This window comes from Flavobacterium sp. NG2 (genome assembly GCF_034119845.1).
Taxonomy (GTDB): Bacteria; Bacteroidota; Bacteroidia; order Flavobacteriales; family Flavobacteriaceae; genus Flavobacterium.
Map to the genome: position 1 here is coordinate 3283730 of NZ_CP139420.1, position 14204 is coordinate 3297933.

Annotated in this window: 10 protein-coding genes; 2 read left to right on the top strand and 8 right to left on the bottom strand. The window is 33.4% G+C overall.

From position 1 onward, the window contains the following. Nucleotides 1-10: 10 nt before the first annotated feature. The 3 genes from SLW70_RS13370 to SLW70_RS13380 form a co-directional block, all read right to left on the bottom strand. Nucleotides 11-928 (bottom strand): mechanosensitive ion channel family protein, encoded by a 918-nt coding sequence (locus tag SLW70_RS13370; protein ID WP_320889051.1) that lies wholly within the window; start codon nucleotides 926-928, stop codon nucleotides 11-13. Between the two features lie 10 nt (nucleotides 929-938). Further along, nucleotides 939-2762 (bottom strand): SLC13 family permease, encoded by a 1824-nt coding sequence (locus SLW70_RS13375; protein ID WP_320889053.1) that lies wholly within the window; start codon nucleotides 2760-2762, stop codon nucleotides 939-941. 289 nt (nucleotides 2763-3051) lie between these two features. Next, nucleotides 3052-4194, bottom strand: coding sequence for a formylglycine-generating enzyme family protein (locus tag SLW70_RS13380; protein WP_320889055.1), 1143 nt, complete (start codon nucleotides 4192-4194; stop codon nucleotides 3052-3054). A gap of 677 nt (nucleotides 4195-4871) precedes the next feature. On the opposite strand from SLW70_RS13380, the gene SLW70_RS13385 reads away from it, so the two are divergent. Continuing rightward, nucleotides 4872-6827, top strand: a complete 1956-nt coding sequence (locus SLW70_RS13385; protein ID WP_320889056.1) for a DUF349 domain-containing protein — start codon at nucleotides 4872-4874, stop codon at nucleotides 6825-6827. 152 nt (nucleotides 6828-6979) lie between these two features. Further along, nucleotides 6980-8347 carry an oxygen-independent coproporphyrinogen III oxidase gene (gene hemN, locus SLW70_RS13390; protein WP_320889058.1) on the top strand — a complete coding sequence of 456 codons (1368 nt, stop codon included), beginning with the start codon at nucleotides 6980-6982 and terminating at the stop codon, nucleotides 8345-8347. Nucleotides 8348-8406: 59 nt separating this feature from the next. Here the strand turns inward: hemN and SLW70_RS13395 are convergent, their stop codons facing one another. From SLW70_RS13395 to SLW70_RS13415, 5 genes are read right to left on the bottom strand one after another with little or no spacing between them, the layout of a single operon-like run. Next, the gene (locus SLW70_RS13395; RefSeq protein ID WP_320889059.1) at nucleotides 8407-11136 is read right to left on the bottom strand and encodes a DNA gyrase/topoisomerase IV subunit A; all 2730 of its coding nucleotides are present in this window, start codon (nucleotides 11134-11136) and stop codon (nucleotides 8407-8409) included. 7 nt (nucleotides 11137-11143) lie between these two features. Continuing rightward, a complete protein-coding gene (locus SLW70_RS13400; protein WP_320889061.1) occupies nucleotides 11144-11482 on the bottom strand; it encodes a DUF1016 N-terminal domain-containing protein in 339 nt (112 codons plus the stop codon). 54 nt (nucleotides 11483-11536) lie between these two features. Then, nucleotides 11537-11788, bottom strand: coding sequence for a nucleotidyltransferase domain-containing protein (locus tag SLW70_RS13405; protein ID WP_320889063.1), 252 nt, complete (start codon nucleotides 11786-11788; stop codon nucleotides 11537-11539). Further along, nucleotides 11788-12198, bottom strand: coding sequence for a nucleotidyltransferase substrate binding protein (locus SLW70_RS13410; protein WP_320889065.1), 411 nt, complete (start codon nucleotides 12196-12198; stop codon nucleotides 11788-11790). Before SLW70_RS13410 ends, SLW70_RS13405 begins: the two co-directional genes overlap by 1 nt. 23 nt (nucleotides 12199-12221) lie before the next feature. After that, a complete protein-coding gene (locus SLW70_RS13415; RefSeq protein ID WP_320889066.1) occupies nucleotides 12222-14084 on the bottom strand; it encodes a DNA topoisomerase IV subunit B in 1863 nt (620 codons plus the stop codon). Nucleotides 14085-14204: the final 120 nt, after the last annotated feature.

Sequence of the window (14204 nt, forward strand, 5' to 3'; positions counted from 1 at the left end):
TTTTTTTTATTTAGGTTGTCAAGTCATCTTCTTGTTCGTTGTTTTCAGTTCTTGTTTCGGTATTAAAATATTTTTTTTCAATTTGTACAGTATGAACAGGATATGGAATGACAATTCCCTCTGCATCAAAATGAGTTTTTATTAGTTTTATAGCTTTATGACGTGCGCTATGCTCTTGCTTGATTTTAGTCATGTCAATCCAGAATCGTGTCATAAAATTGATGGATGAATCATCAAATTCAGTAAAAAAGAACTCTACATATTCCCCTTCCTTTTGCTTAAAATTATCACCTATTATGCGAATCACTAAATCTTCTACTTCTTGAAGGTTACTATCATAACTCACAAAGCATTTTACCGCTATTCTACTTCGAGTACTAATGGAATAATTAGTGAATGCGTTTTCAACGAATTTTGAGTTTGGAACAATCACATAATTATTATCAGTTTGTCGCAACACCACATTTCTTAGACTTATTTCAGAAACAAAGCCTTTGGCATCATCCGTTTCGATGTAGTCATTAATTCTAATTTTATGCATAAAAGATAAAACAACACCACCAAAAGTATTACTTAAAGTCCCTTGAAGCGCCAAACCAATCGCTAACCCCATGACACCAGCACCAGCAAGAACACTCGTTAAAAGCTTATTGAGTCCTAATACACTTAAAGAGATAAAAAAGCCTATAAAAATCACTATTATAAAAGCAATTTTAGCTGATATATCTTGTATCGATTTTTGAGCAATACGATGCAATAAAAATTTCTGCAAAACTCTTTTTATCGATCTCGCTATAAAATAAAAACAGACCATAATAAAAACAGCCATAATAAAGTTTGGCAATTTAAATATGATCTCATTTGCCCAATCCCCCACTTTATCCCAGAGTGCGTTCAAGGTTTCTTCTATTGAAAATTTTTCGTCCATAATTTACAATTTATATCGTTTTGGCTAACAAAAAAGTGGCTAATAGCCATAGTATTATACTTAGCATCCCACCTATTAATAAAAAATGTTTAAAATTATAATTCCCAATTCCATAAATTAAAGTATTTGTTTGGTATCCCATGGGAGTGAAAAAACTAAAATTTGCTGCAAACATGATGGTCAATATAAAAGGCTTAAAATCCAAATTTAGACCTTGTGCTAACGAAATAGCAATTGGCGTCATAATAATTGCAGTAGCGTTATTACTCACTACACCACTTAATATCATTGTAACTAAGAAAAGGGAACCAATAATTACATAATTATCTTGTCCTCCTAAAAAAAACAATAGCTTTTCGGAAATCCAAATATCCGCACCAGTATTATGCATTGCGGCACCCAACGGAATCATACCGGCAAGCAAGAAAAATATTTGCCAGTTCACCTTTTTATAGACTGTTTTCAAGTCTAGATTCTTGGTCACTAGTAATATACAAACCCCCGTTAAAGCACTTACCATTATTGACAATAAGCCTGTCGCTGCTAGTGCAATTACTAAAATTAAAACGCTTAATGAAAAATATTTCTTGAAATTAGGGTTCCTTACACTTGTGTAATATTCTTGTAACAAAACTACATTCTCCATAGATTGGAGCGCAGGAAGATCTCCCTTAGAAATTTCAACTAATAATCTATCACCTACTTTTAAAAACAAAGGACTCATACTGTTTTTTAGGATTTTTTCTTTGATGCTAATAAAGGTTTTTCTTTTCTTTATTGCCAATGGAATAGCGCCTTGCAACATAAAGCTACGCAAACTCCCCAAAGTTTTACCCAATAAGGCAGCTCCTGGAAGCATTAAAAGCTCAACAAAAACACTCTCATTAAGTTCACTAGTCACCTTATCATTTCCTTTTTCGTCTTCAGACTCTAAAGTGTCCAAATTATTATCATTATTAACAATAAAATTATCTGACTTTTTAATACGATCTAAATTTTCGATATTACACATTAAAAGCAATTCATCGTCTTTTTTCAATGTAATATATTTACCTGGAGAATTATGAATCAGGTTGTTTCTAATTATTTGTAGGAGTGATACATTTAGTTTTTCAAGTAAAAAACTTTCTTCAATTGTTTTCCCTATTAATTGTGAATCTGGATGAATCCGAACTTTAGTAATGTAATCATCAATTTCATAATCCGTGGTAAGTTTTTTTGTCTTATCCCAAGGAAGCCAACGTAGCGTAATCGTAATAAATACAATAGACACTAATAAAAAAGTAATCCCTAAAATTGAAAATTCAAAAAAACCTAATTTTTCTGCCCCTAGATCTTTTGCAACAGCGTTTACAATCAAATTTGTTGTTGTCCCCATCAATGTACAAGAACCTCCTAATATACCCGCAAAAGAAATTGGCAATAAGAGTTTTGATTGTGGTATTTTATATTTCTCTGAAAGTTGTTTGACAATCTTAATGAAAACAACCACTACAGCAGTTGTACTAATAAAAGCAGAAATACTTGCGGTAACAATCATAAAAACGGGAGCTATTATGAAAATAGGCCAAGATTTTATTTTTTCCATACCCGATGTGAGCCAATGAATAACACCGTTTTCTTCCATAGCAATAGCCAATATCATTAGGGATAGCACTGCAATCGTGGCACTGTTTGAAAAACCACTAACACCTTCTTCTGGAGTGACCAACCCTAATAATATTAATGACACAATGATTAAAAAGGCTATCTTATCAATGGAGAAAACTTCAAAGACAAATAAAACCATTGTGGCCAAGAGTACCGAAAACATTAAAATAATATTTAAATCCATCTTTAAAATATTAATTATGCTATAATTTACTCATTTTTAAGCTAACTATAAAAAAATACCGATACTAAGTAACAACCTAAATCAATAATTTTACTTTATAGTCTAGTAGTCATTTTTTCTTATCGGATTCTGCTTATTCTTTTCTATAAATATAAAGAATTAATAAGAAACATTTAGTAACCAACTTAAAATGAATCAAATATAGGATACTCATTAACAAAACAAACCCGCAAAAACAAATTGTTCTTGCGGGTTTGACTTATATAGTTTACTTTAAGTTTATCCTAAACTATTTAACACATCTAAAACCTAAATGATTTGCTGCCGATCTGATTTCTCCATTTCCTCTCGTTCCTACCATATATCGGCTACAATATTCACTAGTACATAAAAAAGAACCTCCTCGATGTACACGTTTCTTTTCATTATTCCCTGTAATATCATAGGGAGCTGTCTCTGGACCTTTGGGATTACGAACCACTTTTCCGTCTCTACTAATTTCTTCATAATAGGTTTCGCTATACCAATCATAAACCCATTCCCATACATTTCCTCCCACATCATATAATCCGTATGCATTGGGTTTGTATTGTTTTACAGGCGCAATACCCACAAAACCATCTTCTCCAGTATCTCCTTTAGCAACAGGAAATTCACCTTCAAAAATGTTAGCTTGAAATTTACCGTCTACTTTTAAGGTATTACCCCAAGCGTATAAATCTCCTGCTTTTCCGCCTCGAGCAGCAAATTCCCACTCCGCTTCGGTTGGCAAACGCTTTCCTGCCCATTGAGCATAAGCTACAGCATCTTCATACGCAATATGCACGACAGGATAATTTCCTTTTCCTTTAATAGTACTATCTGGACCTTCTGGATGTCTCCAATTGGCTCCTCCTCTAAAGTCCCACCATTGGATATAATTATTCAAATCAACTTTTCCTGGAGTAGGTTTAAATACAGCCGACCCAGCAATCAAATACTCTTCAGGAATATTAGGAAATTCTTCGACAGTAGGCTTCATCTCGGCTACAGTGACATAACCCGTAGCTTTCACAAAAGCTTCATACTGATCATTAGTAACCTCGGTTTCATCCATCCAATAACCGTCTACATACACGCGATGAATTGGAGTAGCATCTTTAGTAACCCCTTTAATGTTACACAAACTTTCATCAGCAACATCACTTCCCATAGAAAACTCTCCTCCAGGAATCCAAACCATTCCTTTTGGTGCCGCAATATTAGGTTTATTATTTTTGTTTTCGATTGTAGGCTTAAACAAGTCTCCTCTAGAAACTGAATTTGAATCATTACAATCTAAAGCAATATCTTTATTTGAATTTTTAACATATTGAGTATATCCAAAAGCAATTGAAACAATACCGAGTACAGCTAAGGAGTACAACCCGATTTTTTTTTGTTTTTTATTCACAAGAATTTTAATTAAGTATGGTTTATTAATAGCGTATTATTACTAATACATTTTTTTAAGAACAAACAAAGTTCCTATTTTCCGACCTAATAAACTATAAAATACATTTATTTTTTAAATTATTTAACTTTTTATTCCATCAAAAAATCAATAAACTACCCAATTATGAATTATAAAAAACATTTGTCAAGAAACGAACTAAGAAATACAATACTGTTAAAATAACAATCAAGGCTACCAAAAAACTAATTATATTAATGACAAAATTAGGAATGAATTTTAACCTTCGATGGGTGAAAATAGAATCGCTATTCAATTTTTCTTGAATATTGTTTTTTACTATTTTAATTTTCTTTTTGATAGGAATTATAATTTATGATATTCCTTTCAAACCCAACTCAGTCTTTGAAAAGAAACATCGATTTAGACAACCTAATTTAAGAAATTATTTTAAATAAAACCCAATTATTTCACTTGCTAACACACTAATTACCTTAGTATTACATTTTACTACATAATCCTATTAATTAGCCTTAAGTAGTTCATTTTTATCTATATTCCATACAAATATTCGCTTTATTCATACAAAAACCACCTAATCAAAAGAATTGTTTTGTATTTCAACGACTCTTCACTATCTTTCGTGTTCATAATTACGAACCTTAAACATTGAACCAATGTTAGAAGAACAACACGATAACCTGCAAGATGCAGATGGAAATTTAATTACAGATTCAAATGAATCTACATCAGCAGCAAGTGCAGAAGAACAGAAAGCAGAAGAACAACAGAGCACAGTTGTAAACGAAAATCAAAAAGCGCTAAATGCTATTGAAGAATCGAATGCTGAAGAAAGTGAAGACGAAACTTTAAAGGAACGCCATGAAATTCCTATGCTTGACTATGACACCCTTTCTATGGAGGCATTAGTCGAGGAATTACAAAAACTTGTGGCAACTGATAAAGTAATGTCTATCAAAGACCATATTGATGAAATTAAAAAAGCTTTTTTAGCAAAATACAATCATTTTATCGAAGAGAAAAAGGAAGAATATCATGCTGAAAATCCCGATACAACTGAGGATTTTCAATATCATCTGCCTTTAAAATCAACATTTGATCATTTTTATACCGAATATAAAAACAAAAAAAATGCACATTTCAAGAGTTTAGAAAGCAACTTGAAATCAAATTTAGAAAATCGTTTGGCAATTGTCGAAGAGCTAAAAGAACTTATCAACCCACAAGAAAACATTAAAGACACCTTAAAACATTTTAACGAATTAAGGGAACGATGGAAAACCGCAGGACCTATTCCTAAAGATAAGTATAATCATGTGTGGAATAACTACCACTTTCACGTGGAGAATTTTTACGACTATTTGCACTTAGACCGTGAAGCACGTGATTTAGATTTCAAACACAATCTTGAGCAAAAACAAAAAATCATAGAACGTGTAGCTGAACTTGTTAACGAAGAGGACATTAATAAAGCTTTCCGTGAACTTCAAGATTTACACCGCATCTGGAAAGAGGATATTGGACCTGTTTCAAGAGACATACGAGATCAAATTTGGAATCAGTTTAGTGACTACACCAAACAAATTCATGACAAAAGAGAAGTATTGTTTGAAAAACAAAGAGAAAACGAAGTTAAAAACCTAGAAAATAAAAAAGCAATCATTGCAGAAATTGAAAATCTAGGCACCATAAAAGTAAATAGCCATTCACAATGGTTAGTACAAATCGAAAAAGTAGAAGCATTAAGAACCGCTTTCTTTAATGCCGGAAAAGTTCCGTTAGATGTAAATGAAGAAACTTGGGCTGCGTTCAAAACAGCTGTTAGAAATTTCAATGCGCTTAAAAATTCTTTTTATAAAGAAATAAAAAAAGACCAGAATGACAATCTAGCCAAAAAGAATGCCTTGGTTGCCAAAGCTAAAGAATTACAAGAAAGTACCGACTTTGCTGCTACAACTCCAATCATGAAGAAAATTCAAGAGGAATGGAAACAAATAGGTCATGTTCCTAGAAAATACTCTGACAAAGTTTGGAAAGAATTTAAAGCTGCTTGTAATCACTATTTTGACCGATTAAAAGAAGTTAGAAACGAAGAAAACAGCGAAGAAATTGAAGCTTTTGACAAAAAGAAAGCCTACTTAGACACCATTAGAGAATTCCAATTAGTTGGTGACCACAAAACTGATTTAGATGCAATAAAAGCACATATCGAAACTTGGAAAAACTTTGGTAAAGTACCTTTTCAAAGAAGACATATCGAAGGGAAATTCAATAAAATATTAGATGCTCTTTTTGATAAATTAAGTCTAAGCAAAAAAGAGGGCGATTTACTTCGTTTCTCAAATCGAATTGATAGTTTATCTGAAAATAATGATACTCGCAAAATAGAAAATGAGAAAATTTTTATCATTAGAAAAATAGACGAAGTGCAGAATGAAATTTTCCAATTAGAAAATAACATCCAGTTTTTTGCCAATACTAAAAATGCTAAGAAAGAAAATTCAATTGTATTAGAAGTGCGTAAAAACATTGCTATACACAAGGAAAATCTTGATATTTGGAAGGAAAAATTAGCACAACTACGTAATTTAAATCAAAAGGTAGACGAATAATTAACTCTTTCAAATTCTTAAATCACAAACCTCAAAGCAAAAAAACTTTGAGGTTTTTTATTTGAGTCTCAACCTACTAAAATTAAGAGATGACATTTATCATTTTTATTATTCAACAGGCTCCTTACTTTTGAATAATTGAAAATAATACTATGACATCGCCATCATTCGTACAAAAATATAATGTTCCTGGACCAAGATACACTAGTTATCCAACCGTTCCTTATTGGGATGAAGAACAATTTAGCATAACTAACTGGGAAAAAAGTCTTAAAAAATCGTTTATAGAAACAAATACCACCGAAGGGATTAGTTTGTATATCCATTTACCTTTTTGCGAAAGTTTGTGTACATTTTGCGGATGCAACAAAAGAATCACCAAAAATCATCAAGTCGAAAGTCCATATATTGAGGCCGTTCTAAAAGAATGGGATTTGTACTGCGATTTACTTCCTGAAACAGTTATTATCAAAGAAATTCATCTAGGGGGTGGAACGCCTACATTTTTTTCAATTGAAAATTTAGAATACCTCATCAATGGAATCTTCAAAAAAGCAGTCAAAGCACCCAAGCATGAGTTTAGTTTTGAAGGACACCCCAATAATACTAGTTTTCAACATTTGCAAAAACTATACGATTTAGGCTTTAGAAGAGTCAGTTTTGGTGTTCAAGATTATTCCCCAAAAGTGCAAGAGGCGATTCATAGGTATCAGCCTTTTCATAATGTAGCCAAAGTTACGCTTTGGGCTCGTGAGATTGGCTACACTTCTATCAGCCATGATTTAGTTTTTGGATTACCTTTTCAAACCATTGAAAATGTTGTAGACACAATTGAAAAAACCAAAACATTACAACCTGACCGTTTAGCTTTTTATAGTTATGCCCATGTACCTTGGATAAAAGGAAACGGACAACGTGGTTTTAAAGAGGAAGACCTGCCTAAAGATGACGAAAAAAGAAAATTATACGAAATAGGAAAACTTTTATTAGCAAAAAATGGATACCATGAAATTGGAATGGACCATTTTGCCCTCAAAAAAGACAGCCTTTATGAATCTTTCAACTCAAAACAACTGCATCGTAATTTTATGGGATACAGCTCTACCAAAACACAATTGATGATTGGACTGGGAGTCTCTTCTATAAGTGATAGTTGGTATAGCTTTGCTCAAAACGTAAAGACGATTGAAGAATATTATCAATTAATAAATGATCATAAATTGCCAGTTTTAAGAGGACATACTTTAACAAAAGAAGATTTAAAAATACGAAAGCACATTTTGAATTTAATGTGCCAATTCCATACATCTTGGGAAAATTCCATTGATTATTTTGATGAAATACCATCAATCTTGATTCAGTTACACGAAATGGAAAAAGATGGTTTAATTCAAATCTACAAAGACCATCTTGTTGTAACTGATGCAGGAAAACCTTTTGTTCGAAACATCTGTATGGCATTTGACCTTAGACTTAAACGAAAAGCTCCACAAACTGAATTATTCTCAATGACCATTTAATAGAAATAAAAGAGGCTGTCTTTCCGGACAGCCTCTTTTAATTATTACTCATATTGTTATTAATCTAAGGACAAAGTAATTTGACCATCATCATCCAGTTGGATATCTGAATCGTCAGCATTATGACCATCTTTAACCTCCAATTCTTCAGGAACTATTTCCTCTGGAGCTTCATAAGGTAACGGTTCTAATAAATTTACCTGTTTCAATTTATCTGTGGTCAATTGATTCCCCATGGCTTTAAAACCTTTTACAGCAATAAAAGCCTCCACGTCAATAGTAACACTTTCTTTTTGAACTCCCTTTATTTTTGGGAATACTAACTCGGCTACGGGACGATAATCTGTAGAAACTATTTCTAATCTCGAATTAGGGTGTTCCGTAATAATCAATTCTTCTTTATTTTCGGTTTCCACCAAAAAGCGCTTTAAATAATAACGCTCTTTTTCACCGTCATAATAAATAGCTGAGATTGGTTTTTTAGGAATCCATTTTTCCAATACTATCATATCCTCGTCAAAATGAGTCGATAATTCGGGTGTAATCACTTTAATTTTTCCAGATTGTTGGATTATTAAAATCTTATCACTTGGTCTAAACTCGCCTAGCAACTCCCCTCTCGCATCTACATTTAAGCGCTGTACCGTATCGTCAAACCAAACCTTTCTAGGCAATAAGGTTGAAATTCCCTTTTCCTTGATTTCGATTTTCTTTATTGGATATTTACTCGCTAAATTCCCTTTGGAAGCACGACCTTTGATTGCCATTTTAGCAAAATCTATATCAAACTTCAATTTTTTAATCGTTCCAACCTGACGTAAAATAATCGTTATTACCTCTGCTTCTCCATTTGGATTATGGGTAAAATACAATATCTGAGAACCTTTAGTTCCATTTGTTAAATCATATAATTTATCTCGGGTTACAGCTGTTACATTGAAGCGTTTGATATAAGAAGGACCTGATTTACCATCTCTATAAATCATATTATAAATGGTTCGCTTGTCACTTTTGTCAAAAATAGAAACATGGATAATGTCTTTACCTATAAAAGTTTTAGCGTCTACCTTAGTAACCATCATACTTCCATCACGCAAGAAAACAATCACATCGTCAATATCTGAACAATCCGTCACATATTCATCACGTTTTAAACTTGTCCCTACAAAACCTTCTGCTTTATTAACGTATAATTTTGTATTACGTAGCACCACTTTGGTAGCTTCGATATCATCAAAAACACGAAGTTCTGTTTTACGCTCACGACCTTTACCATATTTCTCTTTGAGTTTTGTAAAATAAGCTATGGCAAATTCAGTCAGATGTTCCAAATCATGTTTTACTTGCTCCATTTCGGCTTCCAATTTCGCTATAAAATCATCCGCTTTATCCGAATCGAAACGTGTAATACGAATCATTGGGATTTGCGTTAATCTTTGCAAATCATCATCATGAATCTCACGCACAAAACTCTTTTTAAAAGGCTCAAAGCGTTTGTACATATACTCAAACAACTGTTCTTTATCCGAATATAATTTGAAATCGATGTACATTTCTTCTCGAATGAATATTTTTTCAAGGGTCGAAAAATGCCATTTATTTTCTAGTTCGTCCAGTTGAATTTCAAGCTCTTTTTTCAGTAAATCAACCGTACGATGTGTCGATATTTTCAACATTTCGGACACACCAATAAACAAAGGCTTGTTGTCTTCAATCACACATCCCAGCGGTGCTACCGATGTTTCACAAGCGGTAAAAGCAAACAACGCATCAATGGTTTTATCTGGAGAAACACCTGGATAAAGATGTATTAAAATTTCAACCTCAGCAGCGGTATTGTCTTCAATTTTTTTGATTTTTATTTTTCCCTTATCATTCGCTTTCAAAATACTATCAATCAAAGTAGTCGTATTAGTTGAAAACGGGATTTGGGTAATCACCAAAGTATTTTTATCAAGTTGAGCGATTTTTGCACGTACACGAACACGACCACCTCGTAAACCATCATTATAATTGGAAACGTCTGCAATACCCTCCGTCATAAAATCAGGGTAAAGTGTAAATGATTTTCCTTTTAAAATTTTAATAGAAGCGTCAATTAACTCATTAAAGTTATGGGGTAAAACTTTGGTCGAAAGACCAACTGCAATCCCTTCCGCTCCTTGTGCTAATAACAAAGGAAATTTTACAGGCAGGTTATTCGGTTCAGCACGACGGCCATCATAGGACACGCCCCAGTCCGTAATTTTTGGAGAATACAAAACCTCCAAGGCAAATTTTGACAAACGTGCTTCAATATAACGAGACGCCGCGGCACTATCCCCTGTTAATATGTTTCCCCAGTTTCCTTGGCAGTCAATCAACAAATCTTTTTGTCCTATTTGTACCATAGCATCTCCTATACTCGCATCTCCGTGAGGGTGATACTGCATCGTGTGACCTACTACATTTGCTACCTTATTGTAACGCCCGTCATCCAACTCCTTTAAAGAATGCATGATACGACGTTGTACAGGCTTAAACCCATCTTCAATAGCAGGAACAGCACGTTCTAGAATTACATACGAAGCATAGTCCAAAAACCAGTCTTTGTACATTCCCGTAACCTTAGTAATCGTATCCGATTCATCACTATTGTTATCGTAAAAATGGCCTCCTTCAAAATCTTTGGTATCAACTTCAATAATTTCTTCTTCATCATCTCCATCTTGATTTTCATCAAGTGAATTGTCTTCAGAATTATTCTCTTCGTTATCCGGAATTATATTATCGTCTTCTTCGTCTTTCATATAGTGATTACGAAATTAATTTTATTAAATCTTCTTTACTAGCTAATACTGTTTTGTATTTACTAGCCAATATTTGTTCGTTATTCTCTGGAAAAGTATATTCCACTAAAACGTATTTGTTTTGACACAGAACAATACCAATCGTTTTAGATAGCCCTTTTAAGATTTGTTTTCCATATTGAGCTCTTTCACTTCCGTTTTGTGCTTCCTCAACAATCATTCTACCTATTTCAAAATAACTATACCCCATTGTTGAGTTAATGGTGCGTAAGACTTGTTGTCGTGCATTTTGCAACAACTCAACCACTTGCGAAAACAAAACATTATTTGGAAGGCTTTCTGACATTACTTTTTAACTTTCTTTTATAAAAAACCCTACCTACTCTATCTATATGCTCAATTAAACTGGGGATTTTAAATCCTTATAAACTGATATGTCAAATTTATATGGAATATAGCTATCGTCTAAATCATGCCATAATTTACTCATATCGGAAGGTGTAACTTCCCCTTTCAATGTTATATCAATATCTGAACCTTCTCTATAATTGCCTTTTGCTCTAGAACCATAGATGATCACCTCATCTATTGAACTGCAATTTTCTAGAATGTCTAGAATTTCATTATAACTATTGGGATAGATTCCAAACATTATAAAAAGGTTTTCATTTTATTTTCAAATTCAATAAATACTGGAAAATACGTGAGTAAAATTACATCTAGGATGGCTAAAATTTCTTTTTGGTCATAAATATGTGAGGTTAGATTACGACTTTTAATCATGTCAAGCCAAATATCCCCATGAGATATAATCCCAACATTAAAAGCCTCTTTCACTGCATTTTTACTACCGAACAAATCCGTTCTCCCTTGTTCTTCCAAAAAATCTTTCATCACTTTCCAAGACAATTCTTGTGAAACCTCAAAAGCCTGAATCACCCCTTGTAATTCTAATTCTGTAAATTCTCTTTGCTTTTTTAATTCTTTGGCATTTTTTAATTGTCTAAAAGCATTAACAAAATGTTCAAATCTTTGTTTCCAACGAATATCCTGATTTTCCATAATTACATTTTAAAGAATCGTTTTTACTCCTTCTCCAAAACATCTAATTCTACCTTCAAATTCTTGATGATAAATTCTTGTCGGTCAGGTGTGTTTTTACCCATATAAAACTCCAATAATTTTTCGATAGAAGTTGCTTTGTCGAGCATAATCGGTTCGAGACGGATATTATCCCCAATGAAATGCTTGAACTCATCAGGAGAAATCTCTCCTAATCCCTTAAATCGAGTAATCTCTGGTTTCGGTTTTAGCTTTTCGATGGCGTCTTTTCGTTCCTCTTCACTATAACAATAAATCGTTTCTTTTTTGTTACGAACCCTGAACAATGGCGTTTGCAAAATATACAAATGCCCTTCTTTGATTAATTCGGGGAAAAACTGCAGGAAAAACGTAATCAATAATAAACGAATGTGCATCCCATCGACATCGGCATCCGTAGCAATGACAATGTTGTTGTAACGCAAATTTTCCATATCATCTTCGATGTCAAGCGCTGCTTGCAAAAGATTGAATTCCTCATTCTCATACACAATCTTCTTAGTCATGCCATACGAGTTCAAAGGCTTACCACGCAAACTAAATACCGCTTGTGTATTGACATCACGCGATTTGGTTATCGACCCCGAAGCCGAATCTCCCTCGGTAATAAACAAGGTGCTCTCTAAGTAACGAGGGTTTTTGACATCAGCCAAATGCACCCTACAATCACGCAATTTCTTATTATGAAGGTTCGCTTTTTTGGCGCGGTCTTTTGCTAACTTTCGAATGCCTGAAAGTTCTTTACGTTCTCTTTCAGCTTGCAAAATTTTGCGTAATAACAAATCAGCTGTTTCAGGATTTTTATGTAAAAAGTTATCTAGTTTGGTTTTTACAAAATCATTAACAAACGTGCGCACAGATGGCATTCCTGCCTCTGAGCCCATATCGGTAGAACCTAGTTTAGTCTTTGTTTGCGATTCAAAAACAGGTTCCATAACTTTAATACTTACAGCTCCAACGATAGATTTCCTGATATCTGAAGGCTCGAAATTTTTATTGTAAAACTCTCGAATCGTTTTTACTATTGCCTCACGAAAAGCCACCAAGTGTGTCCCTCCTTGAGTTGTATTTTGTCCATTCACAAAAGAATGATATTCCTCGCTATATTGCGATTTACTATGAGTCATCGCAATTTCAATATCCTCTGCCTTAAGGTGGATAATTGGATACACTTTATCCTCTTCCGCAATATTTTCATCTAATAAATCACGAAGTCCATAATCTGAAAAGTATTTTTCACCGTTATAAATTATAGTCAATCCCGCATTGAGGTAACAATAATTTTTAAGCATTTTGATTACATACTCATTTCTAAATTTGTAATTTTTAAAAATTGCTTCGTCTGGAATAAAGGTAACTTTCGTTCCTTTGCGTTTTGTGGTTTCTGAAACTTCCTCTTCAATAGTTAGATTCCCTGCTGAAAATTCAGCTGCCTTTTGTTGATTATCTCTTACAGACTCAACTCTAAAATAATTAGACAAAGCATTCACAGCCTTGGTTCCTACCCCATTTAAACCCACTGATTTTTTAAAGGCTAACGAGTCGTACTTACCTCCAGTATTCATCTTAGAAACTACATCAACTACCTTCCCTAAAGGAATTCCACGTCCATAGTCACGTACAGCCACTGTCTTGTCTTTGATAGAAACCTCAATTGTTTTACCAGAGCCCATGACAAACTCATCGATACAGTTATCAATTACTTCTTTTAATAAAATGTAAATACCATCATCTGGTGAAGAACCATCACCCAGTTTCCCAATATACATACCTGGACGCATGCGAATGTGTTCTTTCCAGTCGAGTGACCGAATATTATCTTCGGTATATTGATTTTGTTCTGACATTTCGGGATTTTATCAATTTTAATTGGATTCCGTATAGCTATTACTCTTTAAGAATAAGCCTCGGATGCGCTAATATACCATTTCTCAAACTATTTTAAAAGCCCCTAGATTCAAAGTTAT